The 18,857-nt window shown below is 62.4% G+C and carries 17 protein-coding genes; 7 read left to right on the top strand and 10 right to left on the bottom strand.

All coding sequences use genetic code 11. The features are described from left to right. From AB4Z19_RS28475 to AB4Z19_RS28465, 3 genes are all read right to left on the bottom strand, one after another. A partial coding sequence (locus AB4Z19_RS28475; protein WP_442036870.1) for a methyl-accepting chemotaxis protein occupies positions 1-1,244 on the bottom strand: 1,244 nt, incomplete at its 3' end. Between the two features lie 102 nt (positions 1,245-1,346). Beyond that, complete coding sequence (locus AB4Z19_RS28470; protein WP_442036868.1) at positions 1,347-2,948, bottom strand: methyl-accepting chemotaxis protein; 1,602 nt, start codon at positions 2,946-2,948, stop codon at positions 1,347-1,349. 94 nt (positions 2,949-3,042) lie between these two features. Then, positions 3,043-3,948, bottom strand: coding sequence for a LysR family transcriptional regulator (locus AB4Z19_RS28465; protein WP_442028796.1), 906 nt, complete (start codon positions 3,946-3,948; stop codon positions 3,043-3,045). A gap of 74 nt (positions 3,949-4,022) precedes the next feature. Here AB4Z19_RS28465 and AB4Z19_RS28460 point away from each other — a divergent pair, with 74 nt between their 5' ends. From AB4Z19_RS28460 to AB4Z19_RS28450, 3 genes are read left to right on the top strand one after another with little or no spacing between them, the layout of a single operon-like run. Beyond that, a complete protein-coding gene (locus AB4Z19_RS28460) occupies positions 4,023-5,048 on the top strand; it encodes an NADP-dependent oxidoreductase (RefSeq protein ID WP_442028795.1) in 1,026 nt (341 codons plus the stop codon). Then, the gene (locus tag AB4Z19_RS28455) at positions 5,045-5,839 is read left to right on the top strand and encodes a hypothetical protein (protein ID WP_442036866.1); all 795 of its coding nucleotides are present in this window, start codon (positions 5,045-5,047) and stop codon (positions 5,837-5,839) included. The genes AB4Z19_RS28460 and AB4Z19_RS28455 overlap by 4 nt, the downstream gene beginning before the upstream one ends. Then, positions 5,836-6,372 carry a hypothetical protein gene (locus tag AB4Z19_RS28450; RefSeq protein WP_442036864.1) on the top strand — a complete coding sequence of 179 codons (537 nt, stop codon included), beginning with the start codon at positions 5,836-5,838 and terminating at the stop codon, positions 6,370-6,372. Before AB4Z19_RS28455 ends, AB4Z19_RS28450 begins: the two co-directional genes overlap by 4 nt. On the opposite strand, the gene AB4Z19_RS28445 is transcribed toward AB4Z19_RS28450, so the two are convergent. Next, positions 6,369-7,484 (bottom strand): succinylglutamate desuccinylase/aspartoacylase family protein, encoded by a 1,116-nt coding sequence (locus tag AB4Z19_RS28445; RefSeq protein ID WP_442023526.1) that lies wholly within the window; start codon positions 7,482-7,484, stop codon positions 6,369-6,371. The genes AB4Z19_RS28450 and AB4Z19_RS28445 overlap by 4 nt on opposite strands. 169 nt (positions 7,485-7,653) lie before the next feature. Between AB4Z19_RS28445 and AB4Z19_RS28440 the strand changes: the two genes are divergently transcribed. Then, positions 7,654-8,067 carry a DUF2061 domain-containing protein gene (locus tag AB4Z19_RS28440; protein WP_442023524.1) on the top strand — a complete coding sequence of 138 codons (414 nt, stop codon included), beginning with the start codon at positions 7,654-7,656 and terminating at the stop codon, positions 8,065-8,067. Here the strand turns inward: AB4Z19_RS28440 and AB4Z19_RS28435 are convergent, their stop codons facing one another. The 5 genes from AB4Z19_RS28435 to AB4Z19_RS28415 form a co-directional block, all read right to left on the bottom strand. Beyond that, positions 8,068-10,182, bottom strand: a complete 2,115-nt coding sequence (locus AB4Z19_RS28435; protein WP_442023522.1) for an alpha/beta hydrolase domain-containing protein — start codon at positions 10,180-10,182, stop codon at positions 8,068-8,070. Next, positions 10,182-12,836, bottom strand: coding sequence for a DNA topoisomerase III (locus AB4Z19_RS28430; RefSeq protein ID WP_442036862.1), 2,655 nt, complete (start codon positions 12,834-12,836; stop codon positions 10,182-10,184). Before AB4Z19_RS28430 ends, AB4Z19_RS28435 begins: the two co-directional genes overlap by 1 nt. A gap of 161 nt (positions 12,837-12,997) precedes the next feature. Further along, a complete protein-coding gene (locus AB4Z19_RS28425; protein WP_442023518.1) occupies positions 12,998-13,462 on the bottom strand; it encodes a DUF494 family protein in 465 nt (154 codons plus the stop codon). Between the two features lie 52 nt (positions 13,463-13,514). Next, positions 13,515-14,966: a DNA-processing protein DprA gene (dprA, locus tag AB4Z19_RS28420; protein ID WP_442036860.1), complete on the bottom strand. Its 1,452-nt coding sequence runs from the start codon at positions 14,964-14,966 to the stop codon at positions 13,515-13,517. A gap of 5 nt (positions 14,967-14,971) precedes the next feature. Continuing rightward, positions 14,972-16,069, bottom strand: a complete 1,098-nt coding sequence (locus AB4Z19_RS28415) for a LysM peptidoglycan-binding domain-containing protein (RefSeq protein ID WP_442023514.1) — start codon at positions 16,067-16,069, stop codon at positions 14,972-14,974. 172 nt (positions 16,070-16,241) lie between these two features. Here AB4Z19_RS28415 and def point away from each other — a divergent pair, with 172 nt between their 5' ends. The 3 genes from def to AB4Z19_RS28400 are packed head-to-tail and all read left to right on the top strand — an operon-like array spanning position 16,242 to position 17,957. Beyond that, positions 16,242-16,772, top strand: a complete 531-nt coding sequence (def, locus tag AB4Z19_RS28410) for a peptide deformylase (protein WP_442023512.1) — start codon at positions 16,242-16,244, stop codon at positions 16,770-16,772. An 18-nt stretch (positions 16,773-16,790) separates the two neighbouring features. Continuing rightward, positions 16,791-17,747, top strand: a complete 957-nt coding sequence (fmt, locus tag AB4Z19_RS28405; RefSeq protein WP_442036858.1) for a methionyl-tRNA formyltransferase — start codon at positions 16,791-16,793, stop codon at positions 17,745-17,747. A gap of 18 nt (positions 17,748-17,765) precedes the next feature. Then, the gene (locus tag AB4Z19_RS28400) at positions 17,766-17,957 is read left to right on the top strand and encodes a helix-turn-helix domain-containing protein (protein ID WP_442023508.1); all 192 of its coding nucleotides are present in this window, start codon (positions 17,766-17,768) and stop codon (positions 17,955-17,957) included. Here AB4Z19_RS28400 and AB4Z19_RS28395 read toward each other — a convergent pair. Continuing rightward, positions 17,954-18,820 (bottom strand): pirin family protein, encoded by an 867-nt coding sequence (locus tag AB4Z19_RS28395; RefSeq protein WP_442023506.1) that lies wholly within the window; start codon positions 18,818-18,820, stop codon positions 17,954-17,956. The genes AB4Z19_RS28400 and AB4Z19_RS28395 overlap by 4 nt on opposite strands. Positions 18,821-18,857 lie beyond the last annotated feature (37 nt).

Here is an 18,857-nt window from a genome sequence, read left to right as displayed (position 1 = left end):
ATCAGGTCCTTGATTTCTTTCGCTGCCGCCGCCGAACGCTGCGCCAGATTGCGCACCTCGGTCGCCACCACGGCAAAGCCTCGGCCCTGCTCACCGGCGCGTGCCGCTTCCACCGCCGCATTCAGCGCCAGGATATTGGTCTGGAAGGCGATGCCGTCGATGACGGAAATGATGTCCACAATGCGGCGTGCGGAAGCATCGATATGGCCCATGGTGTCGACCACCTTGCCCACGACATCACCGCCACGCGCAGCCACATCGGAAGCTGCCAGCGCCAGCTTGTTGGCCTGCAGCGCGTTGTCGGCGTTCTGCTTCACGGTCGACGTCAGTTCGTCCATCGACGATGCGGTTTCCTCCAGCGCCGCAGCCTGCTGCTCGGTGCGCGAGGACAGGTCCAGGTTGCCCGCCGCGATTTCGCCGGATGCGCTGGCGATATTCGTTGCGCTCAGGCGCACGTCGTTGACCACGCCGGCCAGGCCTTCGTTCATGGTCTTCAGTGCTGCCAGAAGGCGGCCGGTTTCGTCGTTCGAATCGACGCGAATTTCGCTGCGCAGGTCATTGCCTGCCACGGCCACCGCCACCTCCACAGCGCGCTGCAGCGGCACGGTGATGCCACGGGTCAGCCACGCGGAGCACAGCGCGCCCAGCACCACCACCAGCACGCCAAAGCCGATCTGGAAATTGCGGTTGCGGACATGGATGGCGTCGATATCTTTCGCCATCTTGTCGATATGCTGACGCTGCAGTTCCAGCAACTGGCTCAGTGCGCCCAGGTAGTCGGTCGTCGCGGCTTTGAAAGGCCCTTGCAGCACCTGCTCCGCTTCGTCGAATTTGTCTTCTTTTTTCAGCGCCATGATCTTGTCGCGCGCGGACACGTAGCGCTTGCGCGCATCGCCCGCGTCGGCAAAGATCTTTTTCTCATCGTCGGATTGCAGCAGGTCCTCAACCTGTTTCTGCAGCACCGACACTTCCTTGGTGCCTGCCGCCGTGTCTTCCGCAAAGTAGGCGGTCAGGGAAGCGTCGCTGCTTTTGGCAATGGCGGAAGTGCGGCGCACGCCAGTGTGAATCACGCGATACCAGTCGCTGACCATACGTTCCTTGGCCAGCGGTTGCTGCATCATGTTGCTGGTCGCCTCTGCGACGGTCTGCATCTGGCTGATGCCGAGCACCGTCATCAGGATGGTCAAAATCAAAACAAGTGCAAAGCCTGCGGCCAGGCGGGCGCCGATCTTCAGATTTTTCATGGGAGGGAAATTTCCGGCCGAGCACAAGCCCGGCCAGAATTGTCATTGGGAAACTATAATGTTACCACGGCAAATATTTTATTTATGTATAACTAGTTGAATTTAAGCTGCCAGGCGCAGCGCGGTACGCTTGGTGCTGGTCACGGCGGGAGCGGCAAGCGCCGGACCGGCCAGCTTGAACACGCTGACGGCAGTCGTCAACGCGTCGGCTTGCTGCTGCAGCGAGACGGCGGCGGCGCTGGCTTCTTCCACCAGCGCTGCATTCTGCTGCGTGACGCCGTCCATCTCGGAGATGGCGCGGTTGACCTGCTCGATACCGTCGCTCTGCTCCGCACTGGCGGTGCTGATCTCGCTCATGATGTCGGTCACGCGCTGGATGCTGTCCACCACTTCGCTCATGGTGAAGCCGGCCTGCTCCACCAGCTTGCTGCCCGCTTCCACCTGGGCCACGGAATCGCCRATCAGGTCCTTGATTTCTTTCGCTGCCGCCGCCGAACGCTGCGCCAGATTGCGCACCTCGGTCGCCACCACGGCAAAGCCGCGGCCCTGCTCACCGGCGCGTGCCGCTTCCACCGCCGCATTCAGCGCCAGGATATTGGTCTGGAAGGCGATGCCATCGATGACGGAAATGATGTCCACAATGCGGCGCGCGGAAGCATCGATATGGCCCATGGTGTCGACTACCTTGCCCACGACATCACCGCCACGCGCGGCTACATCGGAGGCTGCCAGCGCCAGCTTATTGGCCTGCAGCGCGTTGTCGGCGTTCTGCTTCACGGTCGACGTCAGTTCGTCCATCGACGATGCGGTTTCCTCCAGCGCCGCCGCCTGCTGCTCGGTGCGCGAGGACAGGTCCAGATTACCCGCTGCGATTTCGCCGGATGCGCTGGCGATATTCGTTGCGCTCAGGCGCACGTCGTTGACCACGCCGGCCAGGCCTTCGTTCATGGTCTTCAGCGCGGCCAGCAGGCGGCCGGTTTCGTCGTTCGAATCGACGCGAATTTCACTGCGCAGGTCATTGCCCGCCACGGCCACCGCCACGTCCACTGCGCGCTGCAGCGGCACGGTGATGCCGCGCGTCAGCCGCCATGCGCACACGGCGCCCAGCAGAACGACCAGTACACCCAGGCCGATCTGGAAACTGCGGCTGCGCGCGTGGGTGGCTTCAATGTCCTGTGCCATCTTGTCGATGTGCTGGCGTTGCAGTTCCAGCAGCTTGCTCAGCGCGCCCAGGTATTCCGCCGAACCGGCCTTGAAGGCGCCTTGCAGCACCTGCTCGGCTTCCTCGACCTTGCCTTCCTTCTTCAGCGCCACGATGGAATCGCGGGCCGCGATGTAGTGCTTGCGCGCTTCGCCCAGTTCCGCAAAGGCCTGCTTCTCGTCGTCCGACTGGATCAGGGGTTCGACTTGCTTCTGCAGCGAGTTCACTTCCTTGGTCGAATTTGCGGTGTCCTCCGCAAAGAAGGCGCCCAGCGAAGGGTCGCTGCTCTTGGAAATCGCGGACGTACGGCGCACGCTGGTGTGGATCAGGCGATACCAGTCGCTGACCATGCGCTCCTTGGCGAGCGGCTGCTGCATCATGTTGCGGGTGGCGTCCGCGACGGTCTGCATCTGGTTGATGCCCAGGACGGTCATCAGGATGGTCAAAGCCAGAACGAGTGCAAAGCCTGCGGCCAGGCGAGTGCCGATAGTCAGATTTTTCATGGTGTGGAGAACTTAGCGAAGCTAAACTGGACGAACGATTGTTGCCCTTAGGAAACTCGAAGTTTACCACAGAAAATTTTTTACTGCTGAACTATTAGGCAGCGAGAGTATGTGCCAAATGGTGTTGCCACTCCGCGGCGTGGCTCTGATTCCACACCATTGCCACATGTTCTACGCATTCGTACGCACAATCAGTCACCTGAATTCGCACCAGCCCCGGTTCGCCCAACGCAAAGTCCGGCAGGTAAGCCAGGGCCTGGCCCGACTTGACCAGGCTTAATTGCAACTGGAGGTCGTCGGTCCAGTAGCGGATCTTGCGTGGCAGCTGATCGTCGCGCCAGCCATCCGAGCGGCCGCCGCGCTGAACGCCGCAGAACATGGAGCGTGTGGGGCAGGCAAAATCGTGGGCCAGCACTTGCGCAGTGGTTGCGCGCAGGGGCGCATCGCCCGACAGCTGTTGCACCAGCGGGTGCGACGCGCCTGCGACCAGATGCTGTGTCACACTGCCCAGTTCCGTCACCTGCCATTCCTCCGACCAGTGCTCTCCCCTGCCTTCGATGGCTTCATGCGTCACCAGCGCCGCGCTGGCATCGCCGCGCGCCAGGGCCGCCAGCGCTTCGTCCTCGAACATGGCCTGCATGCGCAGGCTCGCCTCCGGCCATTCACGCAGCGCGGCCGAGACGGCTTGCCCGTGGCGCCACAGCAGCACGGCCGGTCCAGCAAGACGGCATTCGATGGCCGCGCGTCCACCCAGCAGATCGGAGCGTGCCTGATCGGCCAGCGCCAGCAAGGTCTGCGCACGCGCCAGCAGGAAGGTGCCGCTCTCGTTCAGCACCAGCTGTTTGGCGCTGCGGTCGAACAGCGGCATGCCCAGGTTCTCCTCCAGCCGGCGCAGCGCTTTGGAGACGGCGGATGGCGTGAGATGCATTTCCTGGGCGGTCGCTCCCAGCGAAGGCGAGCGCGCGGCATGCACGAAGATGCGCAGGTCTGAAAGATTCATTCGTTTCCAGATTGGATACAACAGTTGAATTTAAGTTGCTGTACAGGACAGGACGCGAAGCATACCATGTCAGGATGACTACCATTTCCAATCGCCAGTGGATCTATCGCAAACAGCCGACAGGTCCCATCACTCCCGAACACTATGAACTGGTTGAGCAGCAGCTCTCCACCGCGCTCGCCGATGGCGAAGTGCTGATCGCCGCACGCTGGTTCAGCGTCGATCCCTATATGCGCATCGGCCAGTCCAGCAAACCGACTTACGACCCCGACCCGCATCCACTCAACACCGTGCAGCAAGGCGGTGTGGTGGCGCAGGTGCTGGCCTCGAACGCGCCCGGCTTCGCGAAGGACGACTGGGTGCTCGGCTACACAGGCTGGCAGACCCACGTCCGCGTGCACGGCAGCGTCCTGAAACGCATCGATCCGAACGTCGCGCCGGTGACCACCGCCCTCGGCGTGCTGGGCATGCCGGGCCGTACAGCGTGGTTTGGCCTGACCGAGTCCGGCAAGCCGCATGCGGGCGAAGTGGTGGTGGTGTCCGGCGCGGCAGGCGCAGTGGGTTCGCTGGTCGTGCAGTTCGCCAAGCGCCACGGCGCGCGCGTGCTCGGCATCGCGGGCGGCGCAGCAAAGTGCGCCTGGCTGAAGGACACGCTGGGCGCCGACTGGGCCATCGACTACAAGGCGCACAGCAGCGCCGATTCGCTGGGCGCGGAAATCAGGACGCTGACCGGTGGCGTGGACGTCTACTTCGACAATGTGGGCGGCATGATCACCGACGCCATCATCCCGCTGATCAACCGCCGCGCACGCATCGTCATCTGCGGCCAGATCAGCCAGTACAGCGGCGGCCTCGAAACGCCGGAAATGGGTCCGCGCCTGCTGCAGCACATGCTCTACCAGCGCGCCACCATCCAGGGCATGCTGGCCCGCGACTACCTGCACCGCATGGACGAGATGATCCGCATCGTCGGGCCGTGGGTGAAGTCGGGCGAGATCGTGTTTGAAGAAACAGTGATCGACGGCTTTGAGCAACTGCCGTCCGCACTCAACTCGCTCTTCTTCGGCGACCATCGCGGCAAGCTGCTGGTGAAAGCATGATCAGGCGCCGCCGCATCCTGACCGCCGCCGCGCTGACTGCCGCCGCCCCCCTTCTCGCAACGCACGCGTTCGCAAGCGCACCTGCCGCCGCGGCCCACGCACCGGCCGCAGCACCTGCAACCGCAAGCGCGGGCGCCGCTACGCCAGCGGCGCCGTTGGCGCCAGCGGCCACCCCCAACGCCACTTACGGCGAGCACGGCATGGCCCTCTTCGGCGGCAAGGACGCGCTGTACGCATCGCACTTGCCGATGTTCCACGCGCCGCACGACTACCAGGTACTGCTGCAAGTTCACGTCGCCGATCCGCAGTTGGACGCAAAACTGCGCCAGCGCCTCGAGGGCCGCGCCGCGCTGTGGACCATCGCCCCTGAAAAATTCGAGCTGGATCGCTTGGCGCCGAACGCCGCGCAGCCGCTGGCGCAATTCAAGGCCGACCTTGTGCTAGGCCACTTCGAGCAAGGCGGCAAAACACGATACGCCAACGCCACGCTGGTGATCGAAAAAGTCCTGATGTTCCGCCAGCTCGACGCAACACCACGCGCGCAAGCCAGCGCGCGTTACGTCCAGCTAGGTAGCGGCACGCAGCGCTTCCTGGTGAAAGAAATCGACAGCCGCCCCGACTTCGACCACATCCTCGCCTACCGCGCCGCTCCAGGCGCATCGAACGCGCCCGTGAGCGTGGACAAGCGTGCGCTGGAAAAGACGCCTGCTGCTACACTGGTCAAAGCGCTGGGCGCTGCACCGCGCGCTGTCGGCGACACCATCTACTTCTACACGGAGGACCTGCAATGAGCGTTCCGTCCCAATTGGAAGGACTGTGGCGCCGCAAAGGCATCTGGCGCAAGAACGGTGAAGTGGATCTGGTGACGCCGGTCTGGTGGTTCCAGGCCGAGCGCTATCACATCGACCTGCGCATCCCCGCCAATCACTGCCAGATGACCGGATTCGCCGGCACCACAGTCGTCGAAGGACAGCGCTGTGAATGGCAACCTGAAATCGCCTATCCTTTCGTCAGCCCCGAAGCCGACGCCGGCTGGCTGCGCATGGACAGCCACGACGCCATGCACGAAACCGGCATTGACGAAAGCTATGAGGAAGACTGGTATCGCGTGCCGACCGGCCCGATGCAAAGCCGCCGCAGCGTGGACCGCGCGACCGGAAAAATCACCTATGTCATCAGCTGCGAGGAATGGCACGCCATGGCTTGCGGACATCCCGACCAGCCGGCCGAAATCACCATCACGCACCGCACGCCATCCGGGGCCTGGCGCATCGTTGCGTCCACCATTCCGGCGCGTGAAAACGTGATCGTGCCCGCGCCTTAAAGACTGAGCAGGCTGCCGGTGCGGAAGGCTTTGGCGCCGGCGATCTTGGCCACGTTCATGCCGCGGATCACATAGCGGTGCGACAGGCGCGTGAACAGCACGCCGTCTATGCTGGCGTTCAGCTGCGTGGTATCGCCTGTGACCGGATCAATCAGGTCCGCAATCAGGTCGCCAGCTTTCACTTGCTGGCCCAGCTCCCGGCGATACACCAGCATGCCCGAATGGGGCGCATCCAGCCGCTCAGCGCCTTCCAGCGGCGTCGGTGCGCAGCTTGGCGCAGGCAGCACGATTGCGCCCATATCGACGATGTCCTGCACCGCCAGGTAGCGCAGGATCGCTTCCGCGTCGCGCTCCGCCAGCTCGTGGCTGACCGACACCTCGCCGCGCAGCTCCACCGTCACGGCGATACTGGCGGGCGGAATCGGATAGCGTGCGCCGAAATGAGCGGCCAGATCCCACCACGACCGGCTGCACGCCTCATCAAACGGCTCTCCGCCCGCGCCCAGCGTGTACAGCAAAGCGGACGCCTGCATCAGATCCGCCAGCGGCTGCACCGCATCGCACAGCGGCGTGCCCGCGTAGAGATGCAGCGCGCCTTCGTTTTCGCAATGCAGATCGAGCACAACGTCGGCGTCGATCGCCATCTGGAACAGGGCTTTCTTCAGCGTGGCGGTATCCGAATGCGGCTGCCACTCCGCCACGTATTCGCGCAGCAGCTGGCGGATGGTGCGCACATTGGCATCCGCGTTGTCGCTTAGCTGGCCTTCCAGCGCCCTTTTCAGGCGTTCGAAGTAATGCGGATAGCCGCGGTTGAAATTGATGCCGGTGCTGAAGTCAAAGCGGCCAAAGGGACGCTCATTCATCACCTGCGCCAAGCCAATCGGATTCGCAGCCGGAACCAGGATTACCTCACCCGTCACCTTGCCCTGCGCATCCAGCTCCTGCAGGCGCGAACGCAGCTTCTGGGCCGTCATCATGGCCGGCACCTCGTCCGCATGCAGCGCGGCCTGGATATAGGCCTTCCTCCCGCCCGGCTTGCCGAAGCGGTAACTGGTGAGTTCCACATGAATGCTGCCGTGGGCGGCTGAGATCGGGTGCTTGTCAGTTTGCATACGGCTGATTATGCGGTGGCCGAGTTTAATTGGCAAACGCTATCAGATCAGTTAAAACAATCAATTTCATCTATAAAATGAGAATCAATATCATTCACCTCAGAACCTCAACGCACATCGATACATCGATACATCGATACATCAACACATCGAACCAGGGAGCAGGAAAATGGTCACAGCAGCGAAAACAGTAAGCCAGGTCGCCACCCACATGGGCATCGGCTTTTCGCTGATGTATTTCCTGACCGGCTCCACGGCGCTCGGCGGCCTGGCCGCCGTGCTGGAGCCCATCGTGAATGTCGTGCTGCTGCCGCTCCATGAACGCTTCTGGCACGGTCTGCACAGGCGCTTTGCGCACAAACGCATGGCGTCGCTCGCGGCGGAGAAACTGAGCCAGACCATCATGCACATTGCGGTGGCCTTCGGCACGATGTACGCGGTTTCCGGTTCGCTGGCTTTCGGCGGAGTGGCCGCGATTCTTGAGCCAATCATGAACGTGGTGGTGATGCCGCTTCATGACAGCTGGTGGGAGCGCCTGAAGGAGCGTCTGGCGCGCGGCACTCCCGTCGCCGCCACTGCCTGATCAGGGCGCGAACAGGTAGCCGCAGCCTGCGCCCGCGGGGTCGCGTTGCTGGATGCGGTCATACAGTCCGACATTCTCTTTCATCGTGCGGTCCAGATCTTCCTGCAGCAGCAGGCCTGCTGCGACCTGGCGTTCTGCGGCAGCCTGGACGGCCTTCACAAAATCTTCACGCGTTGGATAGCGCGCTTCCAGGCTGGGGCGCGGGTCGTTGGCGGCGCTGCGCTCGGCCTCGGTGCGCGCGAATGGCAAGAAGCTCCCGTCAAAGCGCGAGGTGGCCCAGGCGAAGCCGGTTTCGGGCGCGCGCAGATTCCATCCGGTGTGCGTACCGAGCGGCGCCTGCAATTCAACGAGACGTACACCGCCACGGTCGTTGCCGTCCGCGTCAGGCGCAGGCACGCGCGTTTCGTAGGCTGCCAGCTGCAGCGGCGGCACGCGGTCGGCGATGCCTTGCGCCGCAAAGCGCGGCCCCTGGTCGAGACGCGGTTCGCGCAGGTTTTGCTGCGGCGGCGTGAGGCCGGCATTGACCGGGAAGGCCGTGCGGTAAGCGTCCACTGTCGTCAGCGTGCCGTCCTCCAGACGCGGGTAAGCGCTTGCTGGCGGCTCGGCGCTGCGTGCGGTCCAGTTATCCAGCGCGAGGATCAGCGCGCGCATCGGCAGGTAGTGGTCGCTGGTCGATACGCAGGCGGTGAACGGCGCCCTGGTGCGCGAGCGGCCGACGTAATGCTGGGCGCCCATGAAGCCGTACACGCGCACGTTTGGCGCGGGCGCAGCGTCGCTCATGCCATCAGGCGTGGTGTGGACCAGCGATGCGCCGCGGTTCCAATACTCCGTGGACGTATTGGAGATAACGACCTTCGGCAGCTTGCCGGATTTGTCGCGGGCGCGGTCCATGGTTGACGCAGTCGCACCGGTGACCGGGTCGCGCGTCGGCATGCTGGTGAAGGGGAAGCTGTCCGCCGGATAGTCATGCTCCTCCATCATCGACGGATGGCGCGTCGGCTGCACGAAGCGGCTGTTGAAGCCTGCCGATGCACCAGCTCCTGGCACTTCCATGTAAGCGCCATCGAAGGCCAGGCGGCCTTTCTCGTCCACGTTCAATCCATCATGCATCATGCGTCCGATCAAGCGGCCGGACTGGCTGATGCCGAAGATGAGCACATTCTTCGGGGCGGCTGCCCCTTCAAAGGGATTGTCGCGGAAGTAGGCCAGCAGGTCGCGGATGCCCGCCAGGCCAGCACCCGTGACACGCGGGTCTTTCACGGCATAGCGCACTTCGTAAATCGTATTGGGCTGGAAGCCGCCTTCCAGCTCGATGCGCCCCGGACCGCCCGGCTGTTCCGGCGCGACGAAGTGCCAGCGTGCGCGCGGCACCGGCTTGCGCGGCGCCTCCGGGCGATCGCGCTCCGTCAGTTCAGCCTTCGGGTCGTTGGGCGTTGCAGGTTCGTAGGTCAGACCGCGCATGCCTGCGTAAGTCGCGATTGGCACAGCGGCGTTGACGGTGAATTCATTCGCCACTGTGCCCCGCAAGCCTTTCGCCACGGGCGGCTTGAACACCAGCGGACGCGCGCCTGGCGCTTGTGGCGCTACGTCCCAGGTCCAGGCCGAGAACAGCAGCGTGAAACCGTGGCGCATCAGGAAGCCGTCGCCTGCATCGGCGGGAGTAGTGGGATCGTTGTTGACGGGACTTTTGCCATTCACCTGTCCCATGATGGCGATGCCGCCGCGATTGTTCACGTCGTACAGCAGCGTGCCTGCGGGCGCGCTGACGGGACGCAGCATCACAAATTCGCTGGAAAAGGTGACGCGGCCACGCTTGTCGCGCGGTGCGTATTTGAGATCAACGATTGAAGTATTGGCGGCGGCTTTGGGATCTAGCGCGAAGTGCGCAATGCCGCGGATTTTTTCGTAGGCGCCCATTTCTCCGAACGTTACGCCCGGCGCGAAAGGCACGCGCTCGATCACTTCAACGCGCTCGACGGCCGCTTTGGCGGACATCGAGCACACGAGCGCCGCGGCGGCCACGCCCAAACCCAGGGCGGAAACCTGGTGGCAGGCACGTCGTGCCTGCCACCGGCTTTGCGCTTGCGGTTTCGGCGATGGCGCGCCGGCGTTCATTAGGCCGCAGCCGTCTTTTTAGCGGCGGCCTTTTTGGCCGGAGCTTTTTTGGCAGCGGTCTTGGTTGCAGCCTTCTTGGCGGCCGGTTTCTTCGCTGCCGGTGCTGCTTCCTCGGTTGCCGGTGCCGCATCGGCGCCGTCGCCCTTGGCCGTTGCTGCCTTACCTTTGGCGGCCGGCTTGGCCTTGCGTTCTTCGAACTCGAAGCTGATCTTGCCGTCCTTGCCCCTCACGAGGAAGGCCTTGAACGGACGGCGCGTACGCTGCGAAATAAAGCCCGGCAGCAGATCGGTCTTGCCTTCGTTGAGCAGCTTGGCCATCTGCTCCGGCAGGATTTCCTGCTGCAGGATGATGCGGCCACTGCGGAAGTCGCAAGTCTTCGGCTTGGCAACCTGGTTTTCGCACACATAGGCCAGGCCCATTTCGTACACGCCAGCATTGCATTTCGGGCACGGGCCAAGCGGGGTCTGGCCGGTGAAGTCAACGCCTTCGCCGTCTTCGCCTTCCTCGTCGTTCTGGCCGAAGTCGAACTCCAGCTTGAAGTTCTTGATCTCTTCGTCACGCACGATGCGCAGGATCGCCGCGAACGGACGGCCCATCTTGGAGCGGAAGCCTTGCAGCGGGCCGATGGTGCGCTCGCGCAGCAGCTCTTCCACTTCCTCGATTTCGAACTGGCGGCCGCCCGGTGTCTTGGACATCGAGAACTCGCACTTGGTGCAAGCGAAACGGCGATAGTTTTCCTTCACCACGCTACCGCAGTTCGGGCACGGCTCCTTCATCGTGGCGTAATCGCCAGGGATGGTGTCGTTGTCGTATTCCTTGGCGCGCTTGACGATGATCTGGGTCATCTGCGCGATTTCGCGCATGAATTCTTCACGCGAGATGCGGCCGCGTTCCATCTGCGACAGCTTGTACTCCCACTCGCCGGTGAGTTCCGGTGCGGTCAGTTCATTCACGCCCAGGCCGCGCAGCAGCGTCATGAGCTGGAAGGCTTTCGCCGTCGGCATCAGTTCGCGGCCTTCGCGCAGCAGGTATTTCTCGGTCAGCAGGCCTTCGATGATGGCCGCGCGGGTTGCCGGCGTGCCGAGGCCCTTGCCGGCCATGGCGTCGCGCAGTTCGTCGGAGTCCACCAGCTTGCCGGCCGTTTCCATCGCGGACAGCAGCGTCGCTTCCGTGTAGCGTGCAGGCGGTTTGGTGACCAGGCCATTCGGCGTGACCTTCTCGGTCGCGACTTTCTCGCCTTTCGCCACCGGTACCAGGTTGCCGCTTTCCTTGTCGTCTTCGCTTGCCGCGTCCTTGCCGTAGATGGCCAGCCAGCCCGGGTTGGTCATCACCTTGCCTTCGGTCTTGAACTGGTGACCCGCGACTTCGGTGAAGCGCGTGGTCACCTGGAATTCAGCCGCCGGGAAGAACACCGCCATGAAGCGGCGCGTGACCAGGTCGTACAGCTTCTGCTCCGGCTCGGACAGGTTTTTCGGCGCGATGCCGGTCGGGATGATCGCAAAGTGGTCGCTGATCTTCGTATTGTCGAAGATGCGCTTGTTCGGCTTGACCCAGCCCTTGTCCAGAATCTGCTTGGCGAACTGGTTGTAATTGTGGCTTTCCTTGATGACCTCCAGCGTCTGCTTCACGGTCGGCAGATAGTCTTCCGGCAGATGGCGGGAATCGGTACGAGGGTAAGTCAGCACCTTGTGCTTCTCGTACAGCGCCTGCGCCAGGCCCAGGGTGTTCTTGGCCGAGAAACCGAAACGCGAGTTGGCTTCGCGCTGCAGCGAGGTCAGGTCGAACAGGCCCGGCGACATGGAAGTCGTCGGCTTCGACTCCTCGGTGACGCTGCCCGGCTTGCCCTTGCAGGCCAGCGCGATCGAATCAGCGGCAGCCTTGCTCCACAGGCGTTCGGCGCGCTTCTCGGGATCGTTCTCGTCCTTCTTGAAGCTGGTATCCAGCCAGCGGCCTTCGTAGATACCGGCAGCGCACACGAATTCCGCGCGCACTTCCCAGTAATCGCGGGAGACGAACTTCTTGATCTTCTCTTCACGCTCGACCACGATCGACAGGGTCGGCGTCTGCACGCGGCCCACGGTGGTCAGGTAGAAGCCGCCCTCTTTCGAATTGAAGGCCGTCATGGCGCGGGTGCCGTTGATGCCGATCAGCCAGTCCGCTTCGGAGCGGCAGCGCGCGGCATCGGCCAGCGGCAGCATTTCGTCGTCGCTGCGCAGATGGGTGAAGCCTTCGCGGATCGCGTTCGGCGTCATGGACTGCAACCACAGGCGCTTGATCGGCTGCTTGGCCTTGGCGTTCTGGGCGATCAGGCGGAAGATCAGTTCACCTTCGCGGCCCGCGTCACATGCGTTAATCAGGCCGGTGACGTCTTTACGTTTGATGAGTTTGTTCAGTACCTTGAGACGCGACTCTGTTTTGGCGATCGGATTCAGCGCGAAGTAAGGGGGAATCATCGGCAGATGGGTGAACGTCCACTTCCCGCGCTTGACGTCGTGCTCTTCCGGCACGGCGATTTCCAACAGGTGACCGACCGCCGAGGACAGGACGTACTCGTCGGATTCGAAATACTCATCGTGCTTGCTGAAGCCGCCAAGGGCCTTCGCGATATCGTTCGCGACGGAGGGTTTCTCGGCGATGATGAGGGTTTTGCTCATATTTATAGTTCTCGAAAATGCTTTAGGTTGTATGCGACAGGGCGCATGATACAACATTCGAAGTTGAACGCTGCCAGGGCGGCTACGTTGCCGTCAGCACAACACTGTAAATATAGTATGGAAACGGCGTGCGAGGGGGTATTCGCCGCCAAAAGATGCAATTAATGCAACAGACGCGGAGCCTGGTCTTCGTCCGAGCCGAACAGGTCGTCGAACATCAGCGCGTCCGGCTCTTTTCCCTGGCTCCACAACAGCATCAATACAATAATTTTAAGCTTGCCCAGCGACACAGGCGCTTCTTCCAGCGCCAGGGCACGTTCCACCACAATTTCGCGCTGCAAAGGAGTCAGCACGCCGGCACTCTCCAGGAACTGGATGAAACCGATGGCCTGGGAGCCGAGCATATCCTGTTCCTGCCGCACGTAGAAACGCATGCCGGTCGAGGACGACGACAGCGCGTGCTCCACGCCTGCCATTTCAGTCAGGTCGTTCAGCCAGACCAGCGCCTCGGAAATTTCTACGTCATCGAAACCGACAGCGGAGAGCTTCTTTGCCAATGCTGCGGGTTCAGGGCAGGCATCGGGGCGGTAATAGGTCTCGTACAGATAAACTAGGATGTCAAACATGGCGCTACTCTAGCAGGAGAATTCGGACGGGCACAAGTCCTACACCGGATCGTTACACTTTACAGCGCTGAAAAGCCCCACCTGGCAGCCTTTCCACCACACCTGCGAGTTCTAAAGCAAGCAAGCTTGCCTGCGTGTCACTTGGGTTTAGTTGCAACCTTGCTGCGAGTTCATCGGCACTCACCGGGTCATAACTTAACTGCTCCAACAGCTCGCTTGCTGTGCCTGTCAGCATGAAAGGAATGCTCTCCGGTGCACGCAGTCCGAGGTCTTCCAGCACGTGCTGCGCATTGGCCGCAAGCCTTGCGCCTTCACGGATTAGTGCATGGCAGCCTTGACTGAATGGCGACTGTGCGGAGCCTGGCATCACCAGCACTTCGCGTCCGAAATTCATGGCTTGATGCGCGGTGATGCGCGAGCCCGATCGCGCTGTTGCCTCGACCACCAGCGTAGCGCGCGCCATGCCGGCGATGATGCGATTGCGGATCGGGAAGTTCTGCGGTTGCGGTGATGCTCCCAGTGCAAACTCGCTGATAAGACAACCTTCTTTCGCAATGCGCCGCGCGAGGTCCGCATTGCGGCTTGGGTAGATGCGGTCGATGCCCGTGCCCACGATTGCTATCGTGCTGCCTGGTGCTTGCAGGCCGCCTACATGCGCGGCGGCGTCGATGCCTAGCGCCAGTCCCGACACGATCGCCAGGCCCTCACCGGCGACGGCTCGCGCGATTTCCTGCGCTTGCAGTTTGCCGCTGTGCGTGGCATTGCGGCTGCCAACGATTGCCAGCGCGTCCTTCTGCAGTAATTCGTAGCGGCCCTTTACGTATAGGACAAGCGGCGGATCAGGGATGTGGCGCAACGTTGGCGGATAGGCAGCGTCTTCCAGTGTGATGATGTTGTTCGCGTCGTCAGCGTTCTGCCATACCAGCGCGGCTTCGATCTCTTCGCGCACCTTGTCCGCCAGCGGCGCGTTCAACAGCCGCGCCGCCGCAGCCGTCATCACCGCCCGATCGCCATCTCTCACCACCACCCGCGGCGGCCTGTTCTTCCGCTTGCTACGCCGCGCCTCACCGCCCACGCCTGCCTCTGCCTCTGCCTCTGCGCCTGCGTTTGCGCTTGCGTATGCGTATGGCTCCGCGTCTTCGTCCGTGTCCGCGCCTTCACCACTATCGCCCGCCACGAGCTCCCAATCTTCCTCGCCTTCCTCCACCTTGCCATCTTCAGATTGCCCGCCTTCGCATGCGGCCGCGCCGTGGCTAGTGCTGCGGTCGGGCGCATTGCCGACGTCGTGCGCCGCCGTGGCGTCGCTGGAGGAAGACGCGCCCGCAGCGGGGGAATCGAAAGCGCGCGCGGCGGCCAGCACCGCTTGCGGGCTGCCGTATTCAGCGAGTAGGAGATTGGCGGTAAGCCGGGAGATGCCCAGCGTGCGTGCCAGGCGAAACCAAACCGCCAGGCTATCGAAGTCCTGGCGGTTGGGAGAGGGGGAAACCGTGTCCTGCACGGCCATCGGAATTACTCCGCTGATTTGGCGACGTCGCCCACCTCGACTGGTTCCGTCACCTGCATGATCAGGCCGTAGGAAATATGCTTGAACACGCGGAAGATAAACAAGCTGCCCACTTCCTCATCCGGCAGCTTGACCTTGGGGTCTTTCATGCCGAACCAGCCCTTGTCGGCGCTCGGATCGGAGACCTCCTTACCGCGATGGTACAGCTGCAGCACAGATCCGATATCGAGTCCGTCAAGCTTTCCGCGATTAATGCTCACAACCTGGTTCTGGCCGGCGTGGGTGACGCCGCCATAGATTGCCAGCACGTGTGCCTGGACATCAGCCTCCGGCGGATGCGGCACATAGTTCTGCATCGGCATCGGCGGCATTGCCATCAGCAAGTCGCCCTTGCCCATTTCTTCCTTGGCGCTGGCCACGGTGAAGGTATGCACATCGGAGCCGGCATCGGCGGCTTTGCTCAGTTTGAGCGTGCCGAGATAGAAAGCTTCAATGCCAACCACCTGTTGGGTAAGCGGGTCCTTCAGCGGCTTACCTGGACGGAACACCTGGAAGGACGTGCCGCCCTTCAGATCGCCACGCACATAGGCCTTGTCATCCTTACCGAGGAAGACGCGGTTCTCGCGGGTCGAGATGATGACGGGCGCACCTTTCAGCTCGTCATCTTCAATGATGAGCGGCTGGCTCAGGAATGGCTCGATCAGGCCGGAAGGAATGGATTGCACCGCATCCTTGCCGAGGCCCTGCATGCGCAGCTGAGGGGAAAGCTTGTAGTCGCTGACGCCACCATTGGCGTCGATCTTATTGCCGAGGCGCAGGCGGCCTGCAGCGCGGTCGAACCAGATGATCTGGCCTGGATAAATCCAGTGCGGATTGGCGATCTCTTCTTTGTTCATGCCCCATACCTGCGGCCAGCACCAGGGCTTCTCGAGGAAAGTCCCGGAAATGTCCCACAAGGTATCGCCCTTCACGACGGTATGGCTGTCGGGCGCATTGGGTTTGAAATCACATTGAATTGTCTTTGCCTGAGCCGAAACGGCCGTCACTCCGCAAAACAGTGCTGCGACCAACAGGCGAACGCGGTCTGTGCTAAAATTTTTCATGAATATGTCCGTTAAGTCGGCATGACGGACGGCCTGGGAAGGCTTGCCGAACTGCATCAAATTCTGCCCATATTACCCTGAACTAGCAAGAGAAACCACATTGCACAAACAGATGTGCGTGTTGCTTTTTGCCCCGTTCTCTCAGCCATTTATTATCGAGCCGTCAAGTCTAATGTCGAAATTGAACATCCTCCGCTACCCTGATCCACGCCTGCACAAGGTGGCCAAACCCGTTGCCGTGTTTGACGAGCGCATCGCCAAACTGGCTGAAGATATGGCCGAAACCATGTACGACGCGCCTGGTATCGGCCTGGCTGCGACCCAGGTGGATGTGCACGAGCGTGTCATCGTCATCGACGTCAGCGAAGACAAATCGGGCTTAACTGTTTTCATCAATCCCGAAATCCTGTGGTCGAGCGAAGAAAAGCAGGTGTATGACGAAGGCTGCCTGTCCGTTCCCGGCATTTACGACGGCGTGGAGCGCCCGGCCAAGGTCAAGGTGCGCGCGTACAACGTCAAAGGCGAAGCTTTCGAAGTGGACGCCGATGGCCTGCTGGCCGTCTGCATCCAGCACGAGATGGATCACCTGATGGGTAAAGTCTTCGTGGAATACCTGTCGCCCTTGAAACGTAACCGTATCAAGACCAAACTGCAGAAGGAAGAACGCGAGATCTCGCGCGAGCGCGCCGGCGGCCGCCGTTAATTCCTTCTGGGGGCACATATGAAAGTCATCTTTGCGGGTACGCCTGAATTTGCAGCCGTTGCGCTGCAGGCGCTGCATGAGGCAGGTTTCGAGATTCCCCTGGTGCTGACTCAGCCGGACCGCCCGGCCGGACGCGGCCTGCAGTTGCAGCCTTCCGCCGTCAAGCAGTACGCGCTGAAGCACGGCCTGCCGGTCGCGCAACCGCTGTCGCTGCGCATGGATGCGAAAGATCCGCAGCGCGCTGCCGAAGCCAGGGAAGCGCATGAGCGCCTGCTGGCCACTGATTACGATGTGATGGTGGTCGCGGCCTATGGCCTGATCCTGCCGCGCAGCACGCTCGACATCAAGCCCTGCATCAATATCCACGGTTCCGTGCTGCCGCGCTGGCGCGGCGCGGCGCCGATCCACCGCGCGATCGAAGCCGGTGATGCAGAAACCGGCGTGACCATCATGCAGATGGAAGAAGGCCTGGACACCGGCCCGATGCTGCTGATCGAGCGCACGCCGATCGGCCCCCAGGACACCACCGCCATCCTGCACGACCGCCTGGCCGCAATGGGTGCGCGCATGTGCGTGAAGGTGCTGCACAAGATGGAACAAGGTGTGTTCGAAGCAGTGCCGCAGCCGGAAAACGGCGTCACGTACGCGGCCAAGATTGCGAAGGAAGAAGCCGTGCTGGACTTCACCCAGTCCGCACGCGAAATCAGCCGCAAGATCCGCGCTTTCAATCCCTTCCCCGGCGCGCATGCGGACGTGAATGGCACCATCGTCAAGCTGTGGGGTGCCGAGATCCTGGACGGCGCCAGCAGCGCCGATCCGGGCCAGGTGCTGGCGGCCGATGCGCATCACGGCATCGTGGTCGCTTGCGGCGGTGGCTCGCTGCGTCTGACGGAACTGCAAAAACCGGGCGGCAAACGCCTGCCCGCATCGGAGTTCATCAAAGGCTTCCCTCTGGACGGGCAGCGCTTCAAATAACAGCATCAACTGGCGGCGGTGCGCGCCTTGCGCCGTGTGGTGGAGCCGGGCAGCTTCACCGCAGCCTCCGATGCGATGGACATCTCGCACACCATCGCCTCCCGCCAGCAATCATCAATCCCGGCCTACCGGCACCCTGTGCATCAACGCAGCGCTGGCCGGCGCGGCATTGCGACGGCGCAGGTCTATGCTCAGCGCGACTGGGCTTAGTGCGCAACGCGGCCAAACTTGCCGCGGTTGAAGTCTTCGACAGCCTGGGCTATTTCTTCATGGCTGTTCATTACAAACGGGCCATGTGCCACGACGGGTTCGTCGATGGGTTCACCGCTTAACAGCAGCACTGTCGCGTCCTGCGATGCTTCGATTGCGATTTGCTGGCCGGCGGTGTCGAGCACCACCAGTTGGCCTTCGCGCGCTGCGGCTTCGCCGTTCACCACTACGCTGCCGCGCAGGATGACCAGCGATGTGTTCCAGCCTTCGCGCAAGGTCAGTTGCGTTGTGCTGCCCTGCTTCAGGCGCAGGTCCCACACATTCATAGGCGTGAATGTGTGAGCAGGACCGGCGTTGCCGTCGTAGTCGCCAGCAATCACGCGCACACTGCCGGTGCCGCCGGGCAGATCCACCTGTGGGATGCTGGCGTCGGTAATGGCCTGATACGCAGGCGCCGTCATCTTGTCGCGCGCGGGCAGGTTGACCCACAGCTGCACCATCTCCAGCTGGCCGCCGCTGCGGGTGAATTCAGGCGAATGGAATTCTTCGTGCAGGATGCCGGCGCCCGCCGTCATCCATTGCACATCGCCGGGACCGATCACGCCGCCCTGCCCCGTCGAATCACGGTGCGCGACTTCACCTTTGTAGACGATGGTCACGGTTTCGAATCCACGGTGCGGATGGGCGCCTACGCCGCGCGGCCTATCCGTCGGCGTAAAGCTGGCCGGGCCTGCATAGTCGAGCAGCAGGAAGGGGCTGAGCTGCTTGCCGTGGCTGTGATGGGAGAACAGAGAGCGCACGGGGAAACCGTCGCCCACCCAATGCGGCTGCTGTGCGCTGTAGATGCCTTGGACTCGTTTCATTGCTATCTCCTTGTCTGATAAAGACAGGATAGATGCG

This window comes from Pseudoduganella sp. RAF19, from assembly GCF_052114165.1.
GTDB lineage: Bacteria > Pseudomonadota > Gammaproteobacteria > Burkholderiales > Burkholderiaceae_D > Rugamonas.
Note: the sequence above shows the minus strand (reverse complement) of the source record. Positions and strands in the feature narration are given on the sequence as shown.

Bases quoted from the DNA above. Each gene is read 5' to 3' on its own strand.
- AB4Z19_RS28465 (WP_442028796.1), bottom strand. From the start codon at position 3,948: ATGAATCTTTCAGACCTGCGCATCTTCGTGCATGCCGCGCGCTCGCCT.
- AB4Z19_RS28460 (WP_442028795.1), top strand. From the start codon at position 4,023: ATGACTACCATTTCCAATCGCCAGTGGATCTATCGCAAACAGCCGACA.
- AB4Z19_RS28455 (WP_442036866.1), top strand. From the start codon at position 5,045: ATGATCAGGCGCCGCCGCATCCTGACCGCCGCCGCGCTGACTGCCGCC.
- AB4Z19_RS28450 (WP_442036864.1), top strand. From the start codon at position 5,836: ATGAGCGTTCCGTCCCAATTGGAAGGACTGTGGCGCCGCAAAGGCATC.
- AB4Z19_RS28445 (WP_442023526.1), bottom strand. From the start codon at position 7,484: ATGCAAACTGACAAGCACCCGATCTCAGCCGCCCACGGCAGCATTCAT.
- AB4Z19_RS28440 (WP_442023524.1), top strand. From the start codon at position 7,654: ATGGTCACAGCAGCGAAAACAGTAAGCCAGGTCGCCACCCACATGGGC.
- AB4Z19_RS28435 (WP_442023522.1), bottom strand. From the start codon at position 10,182: ATGAACGCCGGCGCGCCATCGCCGAAACCGCAAGCGCAAAGCCGGTGG.
- AB4Z19_RS28430 (WP_442036862.1), bottom strand. From the start codon at position 12,836: ATGAGCAAAACCCTCATCATCGCCGAGAAACCCTCCGTCGCGAACGAT.
- AB4Z19_RS28425 (WP_442023518.1), bottom strand. From the start codon at position 13,462: ATGTTTGACATCCTAGTTTATCTGTACGAGACCTATTACCGCCCCGAT.
- dprA (WP_442036860.1), bottom strand. From the start codon at position 14,966: ATGGCCGTGCAGGACACGGTTTCCCCCTCTCCCAACCGCCAGGACTTC.
- AB4Z19_RS28415 (WP_442023514.1), bottom strand. From the start codon at position 16,069: ATGAAAAATTTTAGCACAGACCGCGTTCGCCTGTTGGTCGCAGCACTG.
- def (WP_442023512.1), top strand. From the start codon at position 16,242: ATGTCGAAATTGAACATCCTCCGCTACCCTGATCCACGCCTGCACAAG.
- fmt (WP_442036858.1), top strand. From the start codon at position 16,791: ATGAAAGTCATCTTTGCGGGTACGCCTGAATTTGCAGCCGTTGCGCTG.
- AB4Z19_RS28395 (WP_442023506.1), bottom strand. From the start codon at position 18,820: ATGAAACGAGTCCAAGGCATCTACAGCGCACAGCAGCCGCATTGGGTG.